The sequence below is a fragment of the Streptomyces sp. NPDC033165 genome (assembly GCF_055577965.1).
The window spans coordinates 121,679-134,580 of record NZ_JBVIPK010000001.1 but is presented as its reverse complement, the minus strand read 5'-3'; the positions used below and the strand labels follow the sequence as shown (position 1 = coordinate 134,580).

The following is a 12,902-nucleotide window of genomic DNA, read 5'->3' as shown; positions in this document are numbered from 1 at the left end:
CGGCTGCCCCCGTATGCTACAAGTTGCGCTGCGAGCCTGCGCGCCTCAGACCTAGCAGGCCGCGCTCGCGTCTGTTGCATGTCCCCTCGGTTGTCGAGGCACCTCCCCCGGAAACGGGTTGGGCGCTTTACAGGCTGTCCGGCTTCTGCAGAGGCGATACGGGCTTTCGGCGTAGCAGTACCTACGACTCTCTGTCCGTACCGGAGCCCTTTCCCACATGACGAGCAGCACCGAGACCACCGCCACCACTCCGCAGGTTGCGGTCAACGACATCGGCGACGCGGACGCGTTCCTCGCGGCGATCGACGAGACGATCAAGTACTTCAACGACGGCGACATCGTTGACGGTGTCATCGTCAAGGTTGACCGGGACGAGGTTCTCCTCGACATCGGTTACAAGACCGAAGGTGTCATCCCGAGCCGCGAGCTCTCGATCAAGCACGACGTCGACCCGAACGAGGTCGTCAAGGTCGGCGACGAGATCGAGGCCCTGGTTCTCCAGAAGGAGGACAAGGAAGGCCGCCTGATCCTCTCGAAGAAGCGCGCTCAGTACGAGCGTGCCTGGGGCACCATCGAGAAGATCAAGGAAGAGGACGGCATCGTCACCGGTACCGTCATCGAGGTCGTCAAGGGTGGTCTCATCCTCGACATCGGCCTCCGCGGCTTCCTCCCGGCGTCGCTCGTCGAGATGCGTCGTGTCCGCGACCTCCAGCCCTACGTGGGCAAGGAGCTTGAGGCGAAGATCATCGAGCTGGACAAGAACCGCAACAACGTGGTCCTGTCCCGCCGTGCCTGGCTTGAGCAGACCCAGTCCGAGGTGCGCCAGACGTTCCTCACCACCCTGCAGAAGGGTCAGGTCCGCTCCGGCGTCGTCTCCTCGATCGTCAACTTCGGTGCCTTCGTGGACCTGGGTGGCGTCGACGGTCTCGTGCACGTCTCCGAGCTCTCCTGGAAGCACATCGACCACCCCTCCGAGGTTGTCGAGGTCGGCCAGGAAGTCACCGTCGAGGTCCTCGACGTCGACATGGACCGCGAGCGCGTCTCGCTGTCGCTCAAGGCGACGCAGGAAGACCCGTGGCAGCAGTTCGCCCGGACGCACCAGATCGGTCAGGTCGTCCCGGGTAAGGTCACCAAGCTCGTTCCCTTCGGTGCGTTCGTCCGTGTCGACGAGGGCATCGAGGGTCTGGTCCACATCTCCGAGCTGGCCGAGCGCCACGTGGAGATCCCGGAGCAGGTCGTCCAGGTCAACGACGAGATCTTCGTCAAGGTCATCGACATCGACCTTGAGCGCCGTCGCATCAGCCTCTCGCTGAAGCAGGCCAACGAGTCCTTCGGTGGCGACCCGGCCTCGGTCGAGTTCGACCCGACCCTGTACGGCATGGCCGCGTCCTACGACGACCAGGGCAACTACATCTACCCCGAGGGCTTCGACCCCGAGACCAACGACTGGCTTGAGGGCTTCGAGGCGCAGCGCGAGGTCTGGGAGACGCAGTACGCCGAGGCGCAGCAGCGCTTCGAGCAGCACCAGGCCCAGGTCATCAAGTCCCGCGAGGCCGACGAGGCCGCCGCTGCCGAGGGCGCTGCCGCCCCGGCCGGCGCTGCTCCGGCCGCCTCCGGCGGCACCGGTGGCGGCTCGTACTCCTCGGAGTCGGCGGACAACTCCGGCGCCCTGGCGTCGGACGAGGCCCTGGCCGCACTGCGCGAGAAGCTGGCGGGCGGCCAGAGCTGACGCTCCGACCCCGACGGCTCATCGGCTGCGGTAAAGCTGTAGAGCACTGAGTGAGGCCCGTTCCCTTCGGGGGGGCGGGCCTCACTCGCGTATGCGGGGCTGCTTCCGCGCGTCTACGGCGTGACGGTGATGTTGGTCAGACCCTTGCCGCCGGTGACGGTGTTGCTCGCGTACACCGTGGTGCGGCAGCCGGCGCTGTTGTTGGTGACGTTGATGGCGAGCTGCCGGCCGCCGGTGGCACCGGACAGGTTCGAGGTGTTGTCGCGGAAGACGGTGCCGCAGCCCCAGCCGCTCCGCTGGGTGTGGGTCTCGTAGCCGTTGTTGGTGGTGCGGGACCCCTTGTTACCCTCCACCAGGACGTTGTTGCCCTTCACGTCGACCCAGGAGTCGTCGTAGTTGGCGCCGGTGAGACCGCTTCCGTCGAAGGTGTTGCCGATGATCCGGGCGCCGGTGGTCCCTTCCTTGATGTCGATGTTCTCACCGCCGACACCGGGGCCGATCGTGTTGTTGAGGATCCGCACGTTGTCACTCCGGTCGGAGAGGTCACCGGCCGACCCGACGTACACGCCCTCGCCCATGCCGCGGCCGTTGAGACCGGTGTCGTGGATGCGGGAGTTCTTCAGGACGCCGTTCCTGGAGGACGTGCGGAAGTGGACCCCCTCCATGTCCAGATCGTGCACGGTCACCGAGTCGATGACGACGCCGTTCGCCGCGTCGGCCATGATGCCTTTCTGGCCGCCCCTGACCGTGACCCCCTGGACGGTCCAGTACGATGCTCCGTTCAGGTGGAGCCCGTAGCCGCCGCCCGCCGTCAGGACCGCCCTGCTGGAACCGGTCAGGGTGATCCGGGCCCCGGAGGTGCCGGGCCGGGTGGCCTTGAAGTTCCCGGTGTACGTGCCATCGGCGAGCCGGATCGTGTCGCCGGGGGAGGCGGAGGTGAGCGCCGACTTGAGCTGGGCGGCGGTGGACACGTCGATCACGGCTGCGGCGTTCGCGGGGGAGGCGCTCACGGTGGAGGTCAGGGCGAGCCCGCCGGTGGCGAGAAAGGCGGCGAGCAGGACGGTGAACGGGGTGCGGGTGCGCATGGGGGGTGCCTTCCCGTCGGAGGTCCAGGACGTTCCCGTACACGCAGCCGTTCTCGTACATGAATATAGAACGCACTGCTGAACGTGTTGCCCAGTGACGGTAGGGACGGCGGCGGGGCACGTCAAGGTCTGGACCAGTAACGCGCGGGCCTGTGCGTCCGGACCGGTAACTGACGCGCCGTGAAGCTTCGTTGCCGGAAAGTGCGGTTACGGGGAATGCTCGTGCGGGCGGGTGCGTTCTTCTGGAGGAACACGAGGAGGAGCGGTAACCGTGCCTGATCCGCAGAGTTTGTACGAATGGGAGCCGAAGGGCCTGGCCGTCGTCGACATGGCGCTGGCGCAGGAGTCGGCCGGCCTGGTCATGCTCTACCACTTCGACGGATACATCGACGCGGGCGAGACCGGCGAGCAGATCGTCGACGGACTGCTGGAGACGCTGCCGCACCAGGTCGTCGCCCGCTTCGACCACGACCGGCTCGTCGACTACCGCGCACGGCGCCCCCTGCTCACCTTCCGGCGCGACCGCTGGACGTCCTTCGAGGCCCCCACCCTGGAGGTCAGGGTGGTCCAGGACGCCACCGGAGCGCCCTTCCTGCTGCTGTCGGGGCCGGAGCCGGACGTGGAGTGGGAGCGGTTCGCCGCAGCGGTCGAGCAGATCGTCGAGCGTCTCGGGGTGCGCCTCGCGGTCAATTTCCACGGCATCCCGATGGGCGTGCCGCACACCCGCCCCGTCGGCATCACCCCGCACGGCAACCGCACCGACCTGATGCCGGGCCACCGCAGCCCCTTCGACGAGGCGCAGGTCCCCGGTTCGGCCGAGGCGCTCATCGAGTACCGGCTCATGGAGTCCGGCCACGACGTCCTCGGGGTCGCCACCCACGTCCCGCACTACGTCGCCCGGTCCTCCTACCCGGACGCGGCGCTGACCGCGCTGGAGGCCATCACCGCGGCGACCGGCCTGGTGCTGCCCGCTCTGGCGCACTCCCTGCGCACCGAGGCGCACCGGACGCAGACCGAGATCGACCGCCAGATCGGCCAGGGCGACGAGGAGCTGGTCTCCCTCGTCGAGGGCCTGGAGCACCAGTACGACGCGGTCGCCGGCTCCGAGACGCGCGGCAACCTGGTCGCCGAACCGGTCGACCTGCCGTCCGCCGACGAGATCGGCCGCCAGTTCGAACGCTTCCTCGCCGAGCGGGAGGGCGAGGGCTGAGCGGGCGGCCCCGCCCCGTAGGCTGCGGTCCATGCTGAAGGTGGGCCTGACCGGCGGGATCGGCGCCGGCAAGAGCGAAGTGTCGCGGCTGCTCGTCGAGTACGGGGCCGTGCTGATCGATTCCGACCGGATCGCCCGCGAGGTCGTCGAGCCCGGTACGCCCGGACTCGCGGCCGTCGTCGAGGAGTTCGGTCCGGGCATCCTCACCCCCGAGGGCACCCTGGACCGCCCGGCGCTCGGCGCGCTCGTCTTCGCCGACGCCGACCGCCGAGCCGCGCTGAACGCGATCGTCCACCCCCTGGTCGGCGCCCGGGCGGCCGAACTGGAGCGGGCGGCTCCAGCGGACGCCGTCGTCGTCCACGACGTCCCGCTTCTCACCGAGAACGGCCTCGCACCCTTCTACGACCTGGTCGTGGTCGTCGACGCATCGCCCGAGACCCAGCTCGACCGGCTCGTGACGCTGCGCGGAATGACCGAGTCCGACGCCCGTGCCAGGATGGCCGCCCAGGCGACCCGGGAGCAGCGCCGGGCCGTCGCCGACCTGCTCGTGGACAACGACGGGCCGCTGGAGGCGCTGGAACCGCAGGTCCGCAAGGTCTGGGACGAGCTGGTCCGCCGGGCCGCCGCCCACTGAGCCCGCACCCACTGAGCCCGCACCCGTGGAGCCCGCACCCGCGTCCGCCCCGCCCGGAATACCGGAGCCGGGGCGGACGTTGGAAACGCGCGAGTGAGGGAAGGATGCGACCGTGCCCGAGAGAAACCCGGAAACCCATGTCATCGATTTCCGGGCTGCCGAGCAACTGCTCGACGCCCGGGACCCCCGGGGCGCGGTAAAGCTGCTCGACTCGGTGATCGCCGCTCACCCGGAGAACACCGCGGCCCGGCTGCTGCGGGCCCGAGCCTTCTTCGCCGCCGCCCAACTGCGCCCGGCCGAGCTGGAATTCGAACTGGTGCTGGAGCGTGAGCCGGACAACGCGTTCGCCCACTTCGCGCTGGCCCGCACCTTCGAGCGGGCCGGACGCCCGGAACAGGCGACCCGGCACTTCCGGCTCGCGGCGGCGCTCGACCCGAAGCCGGAGTACCTGCGGGCGGCGAAGTTCGACGAGGGGGTCTGACCGCTCGGGGCGCTTCTCCCGCTTGCCGCCCCACCCGCTCAGGGTTGCCTCGGTCGCCCTGGCCGGCCGTCGCCGTGGTCCGGTTCGTACGGCGGGATGTCCCGGCCCGGCTGGTAGCGCGGGCCCTGGCGCATGCGGTACGCGATCACGAAGAGGTCGAGAACCGCGATGACCAGCACCACCGCGCAGGCCACGGCCCAGCCCGGCCGCCCGGTGAGGGAGAAGGCCGCCAGGCCGAAGAGGGCCCAGAACGTCCCCCACAGGCTCAGCCAGAGCCGCATCCGCAGCGGACTGCGGGCGGTCGCGGGTTCACTGCCAGTACGCATGACGATCGCCTCACTTCCCAGGATGGACCCGTGCGGCGGCGGACGGAACAGGATGTGGCGGCCCGGGTGGCGCCCACTACGCTGCGGGTCCGCCGCCGACCGGGCGTGACGGGACGGGAACTGTCGCCGTCGGCGGCCCGTTCGTCAGGCATGGACGAGTCTTCGGTGCGCGAGGGGTACGAGGGGACCGGCCCGGGGGTCATCACGCCGGACGGGTGCGCGGTGGAGCTGTATCGCAGGCTGTCCGTCGGCGAGGAGCCGGACGTGATCGCTGGGGTGGCTCCTGCCGGAGGGAGCATCCTCGAACTGGGCTGCGGGGCGGGCCGGGTGACGCATCCGCTCGTGCGGCGAGGGTTCGCCGTGACGGCGGTGGACGAGTCACCGGAGATGCTGGAACAGATCGTCGGGGCGCGCACGGTGCGCAGCCCCATCGAGTCGCTGCACCTGGGCGACGAGCGGTTCGATGTGGTGCTGCTCGGCTCGTTCCTGGTCCACGCGGGCGAGCACCGGGTGCGTGACGCGATGCTGCGCGTCTGCCGCGCCCATGTGCGGGACGACGGGATCGTCCTCATCCAGCGCGAGGGCGTGGCGCACCGCTCGGAGCTGCCCTGGGAGCGGCGCGACCCCTCCGGCGGCCTCATCCGGATCGTCTCCGCCGAGCCGGTGGGCGACGGGGTGCGTTCGGTGCGCGCGGAGTATCACTTCGACGACGCGCGGTGGACGCAGACGTTCCTGTCGCGGGAGCTGTCCGAGGCGGATCTCGCCCGACATCTCGCGGCGGCGGGACTGGCGGTGGACCGCACCCTCACCGACGACGGCACCTGGGTCCTGGCCCGCCCAGCCCCGCTGACACGCTGAGTGCTTTCAGTGCACGAAGCTGTAGCTGCGCCACACGCTACCCGGCGGAGTCACATCGCTGAACCGTGTCGCCACGTACGCCGTCCCCTCGCCGGTGCAGTCGCGGGTGGGGTACAGGATGATGTCGACGAGCGTCCCGTTCTCGATCTCGTGGGCTCCGGCCGGGGCGATCCTGTGGCAGCCGCGCACCGACGGGCTGTTCACCTGCACCACCGCTTCGCGCTCCGTCGTGTACGTCACGGGGCCGACCGCCGTGCGGCCGAGCCCGGAGCAGCCGGAGGCGGCGAGGGCGAGAAGCGAGACTCCGGCGGCGATGCCGAGGCGGCGTCGGCGGCGGTGAACGGTCGCGGTCACGGACATGGGCGGGTCCTCGTCTGATCGTCCGGCTCATCGGTACGTCGGGGGAGACGTGCTGGCGCTGGCCACCCTGCCCGCACCGGGTCGCTCCGGCATCCGCTGCGCAGCCGACCGGGCGAGACGCGCCGCCATCCAGAGGTTCGCCGTACGGCAAACAGGTCATAGCGTCGCAAAAGGGTGTTATTTGCTCGTCCAGGTAGGCTCCACGCCGGTCATGGGGCCCGCGATGGTTCAGGAGCTGGCGATCGCAGCGGTGACGGCTGTCTGGGTAGCGGGGATGTGTCTGATGGCGGCGGCCCGGGTGGTCCGGCAGTACGAGCGGGGTGTGGTGCTGCGGCTCGGCAGGTTGCGCGACGAGGTGCGCAGGCCGGGTTTCACCCTGATCGTGCCGGTCGGAACGGGCCCAGCACTCGGCACCGCAGGAGACGGCTCCGCAGGAGACGGCTCCGCAGGAGATGACACCGCTGGAGACGACACCGCAGCAGGCGGCTCCGGAGGAGACACCGCTCGCCGGGGCGCAGCGCCCGGGGACGGACGTTCCCGAAGCGGAGCTGCCGGGGGAGCAGCTTCCCGGGACGCGAACCTCCAGGGCGCGGCTCTCCGAGGAACCGGCTGCATCGGAACCCTTCGCCCATCACTGAGCGTGGCGGTGGCTTGCCGGGAAGAGCCGCCGCCGTGGTAGGTCCGCTGCGCTGCTGACCTGGGGTGATGTGGGCGGAGCGCGAGTTGTCGGACCTCCCGCCTAGACTCGCGGAGTCAGCACATTCCGTGCTGGACGGAGACTGCGTGCAGGGCGGGAGGGGGTGGGCGGACATGACGGTACGGACCCGTCGGGGCGAGGACGTGGTGGAGCGGAGCGCGGACGTCGGACGCCTGCTGCGCTGCGCGGCGGTCTTCCTGCCCGGCCCGGTGCCCAGGGAAGGCCGCATCGCCTTCTGGGACCCCCGGGCGGACGGCGGCGACGGCTCACATGGTGCGGTGCCGGCGCAGGTCGGCGCCTCTTCCGCAGACGACGACGCCTCGGGGCGGGGCGAGGCTTCCTTCACGTACGCGGATGGCTCGGGCCCGTCCGGGGACACCGTGCCGTACACCGCCGAGGAGCTCACGGTCGTCCGGCCGGACGCGGCGGCGGGGCCGGGAGGCGTCCGGCGTTCCGTGGTGCCCGCGGCGCTGCTGTCCGTGGCCGACGCGCTGCCCGTGCTCGTCCGGGCCCGGCAGCAGGCGTCCGCCCATCCCGCCACCCGCTGCTGGGGCGCGGCCGCACTGCACGCCCTTCAGCTCGTCGCGCGTGGCCGACTCCTGCCGGGAATCACGGCGGAGGGCCATGACGCCTGGCGGGCGGGCCCGCGGGACGCCGAGGACGTGGCGCATCTGCGGGCCGTCGCCGCCTCCCTGCCGCCCGAGGGGCACGCGGTGCCGGTCGCGGCGTCCGAGCCGCCCCGCCTCACTGACCCCGAGGCGCTGATCGGGTCGTTCCTGGACGCCGTCGCCGACACCCTGCCGCGCACCCCCGCCGCGCCCTACGCGATGGGCGCGCCGTTCGCCGCCCGTGAGCCCCAGCATCTGCCCCACGCCGCCGCCTGGGCCGTCGAGGTGGCCTCGGGGCTGGACGCCGGCGTGAAGATCTCGCTGCGCCTCGACCTCTCCGCGTACGAGCTGTTCGACACCGCCGACACCTACGCCGTCACGGCCTCCCGGGAGGACTCTGCGGAGCAGGCGGCGCACCCCGACGACCCCGCGGTCCGCCCTGCCGCCGCGGCCATCGTGCAGGTGCACAGCCTTGCCGACCCCACGTATGTGGTGGACGCGGCCGCCCTGTGGAACGGCGAGGCGGGCGAGCCGTTCGGACCGCGTGCCCGGGTCGACGCGGTGCTGGCGCTGCGCCGCGCCGCCCGGACCTGGGCCCCGCTGGAACGGTTGCTGGGACAGCCCGTCCCCGATGTGCTCGCGATCACCGAGGACGAGCTGTACGAGCTGTTGGGCGACGCGGGGGCCCGGCTGGCGGCGGCCGGGGTCCACGTCCACTGGCCGCGCGAGCTGGCCCGCTCGCTGACCGCGGCCGCCGTGGTGCGGCCCGCGCCCGGTTCGGCCACCGACGGCACCTCGTTCTTCGACGCCGAGCAGCTTTTCGCCTTCGACTGGCAGCTGTCACTGGGGGACGAGCAGCTGACCGAGGCGGAGATGGACGCACTGGCGGAGGCCCACCGCCCGGTGGTGCGACTGCGCGACCAGTGGGTGGTCGTCGACCCCGCGCTCGTACGCAAGGCGCGCAAACGGGAGTTGGGGCTCCTGGACCCGGTGGACGCGCTGTCCGTGGCCCTCACGGGCAGCGCGGAAGTGGACGGCGAGCGGGTGGACGCCGTTCCTGCCGGAGCCCTCGCCGCACTGCGGACGCGCATCCTCGCCGAGGACACCACGATCGCGCCGCCGCCCGGGCTGGACGCGACCCTGCGCGACTACCAGCTGCGCGGTCTGGCCTGGCTGGACCGGATGACCGCGCTCGGGCTCGGCGGCTGCCTCGCCGACGACATGGGCCTCGGCAAGACGATCACCCTCATCGCCCTCCACCTGCACCGCGCGCACCCCTCGCCGACCCTGGTGGTCTGCCCCGCCTCCCTCCTCGGCAACTGGCACCGCGAGATCAACCGCTTCGCCCCCGGGGTCCCGGTGCGGCGTTTCCACGGCACGGACCGGACCCTGACCGATCCGGACAACGGCTTCGTCCTGACCACCTACGGCACGATGCGCAGCCGCGCCGCCCAACTCGCCGAGCACAGCTGGGGCCTGGTCGTCGCCGACGAGGCGCAGCACGTCAAGAATCCGCACTCCTCCACGGCCAAGGCCCTGCGTACCATCCCGGCCCCGGCCAGAGTCGCCCTCACCGGCACCCCCGTCGAGAACAACCTCTCCGAGCTCTGGGCGCTGCTCGACTGGACGACGCCCGGACTGCTCGGCCCGCTCAAGGCGTTCCGGGCCCGGCACGCCCGGATCGTGGAGAACACCGGCACGGCCGCCGGTCTGGGCAACGAGGAGGCGGTGGAGAGGCTGTCCCGGCTGGTCCGCCCGTTCCTCCTGCGCCGCAAGAAGTCCGACCCCGGCATCGCCCCCGAGCTGCCGCCCAAGACGGAGACCGACCACCCCGTCGCCCTCACCCGCGAGCAGGCCACGCTCTACGAGGCCGCCGTCCGCGAGACGATGGCCCGGATCGAGGGCGCCGAGGGCATCGCCCGCCGGGGTCTCGTCATGAAGCTGCTGTCCTCGCTCAAGCAGATCTGCAACCACCCCGCCCAGTATCTGAAGGAGGAGCCCACCCGGCTCACGGCCCGCTCGGGCAAGCTCGCCCTGCTCGACGAACTGCTCGACACGATCCTGGCCGAGGACGGTTCGGTCCTGATCTTCACCCAGTACGTGACGATGGCGAAGCTCCTCTCCGCGCACCTGGCCTCCCGTTCGATCCCCTCCCAACTCCTGCACGGAGGTACGCCGGTGGCCGAGCGGGAGCGGATGGTGGACCGCTTCCAGTCCGCCGAGGTCCCCGTCTTCCTGCTCTCCCTCAAGGCGGCGGGCACCGGGCTGAACCTGACCCGCGCCGCCCATGTCGTCCACTACGACCGCTGGTGGAACCCGGCAGTGGAGGAGCAGGCCACGGACCGGGCGTACCGGATCGGCCAGACCCAGCCCGTGCAGGTCCACCGGATCATCGCGGAGGGCACGGTGGAGGACCGGATCGGTGAGCTGCTGGAGTCCAAGCGGGCCCTGGCGGACGCGGTGCTCGGCACCGGTGAGACCGCGCTGACCGAGCTCAGCGACCGCGACCTCGCCGACCTCGTCGCCCTGCGGAGGCCCGCATGAGCCCCCGGCCGCCGGCGCCCCGTCCGGCCCCCCGCGTCCGGCCCGGCCCCGACGATCTGCGGCGCACCTTCGAGGCGGTGCCCGCCCGCACCTCCCGGGACGGCGAGCCCTTCGCGGACAGCTGGTGGGGCCGGGCCTGGGTGACGGCCCTGGAGTCGCTGTCGATGGACGGGGCGCGACTCGCCCGCGGCCGTGCGTACGCCGACGAAGGCCAGGTCGCGGCGATCACCGTCACTCCCGGCCGCGTCATCGCCTATGTGCACGGCAGCCGGGTCCGCCCCTACCGCGCCGAACTGCGCCTGCGTACCCTCACCGACCCCGGCTGGGACACCCTGCTCGACGCGGTCGCCGCCCGGCCCGGGGACCTGTCCGCGTTGCTGGCGAAGGAGATGCCGTACTCGCTGGCCGCCACCGCCGAGGAGGCCGGTGTCCGGCTGCTGCCCGCCGCCGACGACCTCGACCCCAGCTGCTCCTGTCCCGACCACGGGCGGCCCTGCAAGCACGTCGCCGCCCTCTGCTTCCAGACCGCCCGGCTGCTCGACAGCGACCCGTTCGTCCTGCTGCTCATGCGGGGCCGGGGCGAGCGCGAGCTGCTGGACGAGCTGGGCCGCCGCAACGCCGAGCACTCCGCCCGGGAGCGCCCGGCCGCCCCCGCCACCCCGTCGGTCGCGGCGGAAGAGGCGCTGGCAGCCCGCTTCCTGCCCCCGCTCCCGGTGCCCCTCCCCGTCCCACCGCACCCCGGCCAGCCCCCGTCGTACCCGGACCTGCCCGGCGCCCGCGATCCGCTGGGCCTGGACCACCTCGCCACCGACGCGGCCGCCCGCGCCCATGCCCTGCTGACCACCGGCCGTGATCCGCTGGCCGGGCTCACGGCCTGGCAGGACGCGGTCCGGCTCGCCGCCTCGCGCCCCACCGCCGGACTCACCGCCACCACCCGTGCGCTCTACCGCGAGCTGGCGTACGCCACCGGCCGCACCACCACCGATCTCGCCCGCGCCGTCGCCGCCTGGCGGCAGAACGGCGCCGAGGGCCTCGCGGTCCTGGAAACGCCCTGGGACCCCCCGGCGGGCCCCTTCGACCGAGCCCGCCCCGCGCTCGCCGCCGCGGGTCACCCACGCTTCACGCCCTGGCGCAACCACCTGACCCACCCGAACGGTTCGTTCCAGCTCCGCTTCGGCCGCGACGGCCGCTGGTACGGCTACGAATCGGACCCCGGCGCCGACGACTGGTGGCCCCGCGCCGCCCCGGACCCCGACCCGGTGACCGCCCTGCGAGCCCTGCTCGCGGGTGACTCCGTCCCGGACGACTTCGACGCCGACCCGTCCTACGTGCGGTAGAGGCCTCATTGCGTGCGGTGGAGCCCTCACCCCGTGAAACCCTAAAACCCTTGGCCACAGAGGAGTTGCCGCTGTTAGCGTCCTCGACGTGGCGAAACTCAATCAGATCATCGCAGTGGAGAAGGGCGTCAAGTCCAAGGCGCACCAGGACCTGACCGCGGCACATCACGGCCTCCAGAAGGCCGGACTGCTGGCAGGGATCTCCCGGACCTACCAGCCCAAGGACGAGGAGGGCGAGCAGCTTCCGCCCGAGTCGACGCTGGTCCAGGTCAAGGCCGAGGACGTGCTGCGGAACACCGCGGCCACGCTGACCCGGCTCTTCGATGTGACCGCCACGAAGGACTGGGCGAACTGCTCGGCCAGGGCCGATGTGAAGGTCGACGGGCGGGTGCTGGTGAGCGAGGTGCCGGTGTCGTATCTGCTCTTCCTGGAGAAGCAGCTGACCGATCTCAACACCTTCATCCGCAAGCTGCCCGTCCTGGACGCCGCCGAGGCCTGGACGCAGGACCCGTCGACCGACTCCTGGAAGACGGAGCCGGTCCGGACGCTCCGTACGAAGAAGGTGCCCCGCAACCACGTCAAGGCGGAGGCGACCGAGAAGCACCCGGCGCAGGTCGAGGTGTACTACGAGGACGTGCCGATCGGGTATTGGACGACCGTCAAGTTCTCCGGGGCGCTGCCCGCACGGCGCGTCAACGAACTGCTGGACCGGGTCGAGAAGCTCCAGCAGGCCGTGAAGTTCGCCCGCGAGGAGGCCAACGGCGCGGAGGTCACCGACCAGCGGGTGGGTGATGCGGTATTCGGCTACCTCTTCGGGTGACCGACCATGGATTCCCCGGCCGCCGATCAAGGTGGCCGGGGTGCGCGAGGAGCGCAAGCTGAAACTGAAGCTTGTCGTGAAGGCGCGGTTCCAGTGGAGGTTCGACTCCTCCCTCCGGCACGGGCCGGAGTAGCCCAAGCAGGCAGAGGCAGACCGCCGTCAATCTCAGACTCTTGCTCCAGACTCAGCATTCGCCGCCGATCGCCGGATCGA

Annotated in this window: 11 protein-coding genes and 1 pseudogene; 9 read left to right on the top strand and 3 right to left on the bottom strand. The window is 71.5% G+C overall.

All coding sequences use genetic code 11. From position 1 onward, the window contains the following. The first annotated feature begins 217 nt into the window (after positions 1-217). Entirely contained in the window at positions 218-1,729 is a 1,512-nt protein-coding gene (gene rpsA, locus ACZ5WC_RS00650) for a 30S ribosomal protein S1 (protein WP_468538625.1), read from the top strand. A 113-nt stretch (positions 1,730-1,842) separates the two neighbouring features. Here the strand turns inward: rpsA and ACZ5WC_RS00645 are convergent, their stop codons facing one another. Further along, positions 1,843-2,814, bottom strand: a complete 972-nt coding sequence (locus ACZ5WC_RS00645) for a right-handed parallel beta-helix repeat-containing protein (RefSeq protein WP_468538624.1) — start codon at positions 2,812-2,814, stop codon at positions 1,843-1,845. Between the two features lie 271 nt (positions 2,815-3,085). Between ACZ5WC_RS00645 and ACZ5WC_RS00640 the strand changes: the two genes are divergently transcribed. The 3 genes from ACZ5WC_RS00640 to ACZ5WC_RS00630 all read left to right on the top strand — a co-directional run bounded on the left by ACZ5WC_RS00640 (position 3,086) and on the right by ACZ5WC_RS00630 (position 5,139). Next, positions 3,086-4,024, top strand: coding sequence for a PAC2 family protein (locus ACZ5WC_RS00640; protein WP_468538622.1), 939 nt, complete (start codon positions 3,086-3,088; stop codon positions 4,022-4,024). Between the two features lie 31 nt (positions 4,025-4,055). Then, complete coding sequence (coaE, locus tag ACZ5WC_RS00635) at positions 4,056-4,658, top strand: dephospho-CoA kinase (RefSeq protein ID WP_096629110.1); 603 nt, start codon at positions 4,056-4,058, stop codon at positions 4,656-4,658. Between the two features lie 112 nt (positions 4,659-4,770). Further along, positions 4,771-5,139 carry a tetratricopeptide repeat protein gene (locus ACZ5WC_RS00630; protein WP_468538620.1) on the top strand — a complete coding sequence of 123 codons (369 nt, stop codon included), beginning with the start codon at positions 4,771-4,773 and terminating at the stop codon, positions 5,137-5,139. Positions 5,140-5,177: 38 nt separating this feature from the next. On the opposite strand, the gene ACZ5WC_RS00625 is transcribed toward ACZ5WC_RS00630, so the two are convergent. Then, on the bottom strand, positions 5,178-5,489 hold the full coding sequence (locus ACZ5WC_RS00625; RefSeq protein ID WP_468539383.1) for a DUF6343 family protein: 312 nt from the start codon (positions 5,487-5,489) through the stop codon (positions 5,178-5,180). Between the two features lie 126 nt (positions 5,490-5,615). Here ACZ5WC_RS00625 and ACZ5WC_RS00620 point away from each other — a divergent pair, with 126 nt between their 5' ends. Further along, complete coding sequence (locus ACZ5WC_RS00620) at positions 5,616-6,323, top strand: class I SAM-dependent methyltransferase (RefSeq protein WP_468538619.1); 708 nt, start codon at positions 5,616-5,618, stop codon at positions 6,321-6,323. A gap of 6 nt (positions 6,324-6,329) precedes the next feature. On the opposite strand, the gene ACZ5WC_RS00615 is transcribed toward ACZ5WC_RS00620, so the two are convergent. After that, positions 6,330-6,683, bottom strand: a complete 354-nt coding sequence (locus ACZ5WC_RS00615; RefSeq protein ID WP_096629115.1) for a hypothetical protein — start codon at positions 6,681-6,683, stop codon at positions 6,330-6,332. Positions 6,684-7,493: 810 nt separating this feature from the next. Here ACZ5WC_RS00615 and ACZ5WC_RS00610 point away from each other — a divergent pair. From ACZ5WC_RS00610 to ACZ5WC_RS00595, 4 genes and pseudogenes are all read left to right on the top strand, one after another. Continuing rightward, the gene (locus ACZ5WC_RS00610) at positions 7,494-10,532 is read left to right on the top strand and encodes a DEAD/DEAH box helicase (RefSeq protein ID WP_468538618.1); all 3,039 of its coding nucleotides are present in this window, start codon (positions 7,494-7,496) and stop codon (positions 10,530-10,532) included. Continuing rightward, a complete protein-coding gene (locus ACZ5WC_RS00605; RefSeq protein ID WP_468538616.1) occupies positions 10,529-11,869 on the top strand; it encodes an SWIM zinc finger family protein in 1,341 nt (446 codons plus the stop codon). The genes ACZ5WC_RS00610 and ACZ5WC_RS00605 overlap by 4 nt, the downstream gene beginning before the upstream one ends. Before the next feature lie 88 nt (positions 11,870-11,957). Continuing rightward, complete coding sequence (locus tag ACZ5WC_RS00600) at positions 11,958-12,689, top strand: DUF7873 family protein (RefSeq protein ID WP_468538615.1); 732 nt, start codon at positions 11,958-11,960, stop codon at positions 12,687-12,689. 34 nt (positions 12,690-12,723) lie between these two features. Next, positions 12,724-12,809: pseudogene (locus ACZ5WC_RS00595) on the top strand. The last annotated feature ends 93 nt before the right edge of the window (positions 12,810-12,902 follow it).

Bases quoted from the DNA above. Each gene is read 5' to 3' on its own strand.
- ACZ5WC_RS00645 (WP_468538624.1), bottom strand. From the start codon at position 2,814: ATGCGCACCCGCACCCCGTTCACCGTCCTGCTCGCCGCCTTTCTCGCC.
- rpsA (WP_468538625.1), top strand. From the start codon at position 218: ATGACGAGCAGCACCGAGACCACCGCCACCACTCCGCAGGTTGCGGTC.
- ACZ5WC_RS00610 (WP_468538618.1), top strand. From the start codon at position 7,494: ATGACGGTACGGACCCGTCGGGGCGAGGACGTGGTGGAGCGGAGCGCG.
- ACZ5WC_RS00620 (WP_468538619.1), top strand. From the start codon at position 5,616: ATGGACGAGTCTTCGGTGCGCGAGGGGTACGAGGGGACCGGCCCGGGG.
- ACZ5WC_RS00615 (WP_096629115.1), bottom strand. From the start codon at position 6,683: ATGTCCGTGACCGCGACCGTTCACCGCCGCCGACGCCGCCTCGGCATC.
- coaE (WP_096629110.1), top strand. From the start codon at position 4,056: ATGCTGAAGGTGGGCCTGACCGGCGGGATCGGCGCCGGCAAGAGCGAA.
- ACZ5WC_RS00605 (WP_468538616.1), top strand. From the start codon at position 10,529: ATGAGCCCCCGGCCGCCGGCGCCCCGTCCGGCCCCCCGCGTCCGGCCC.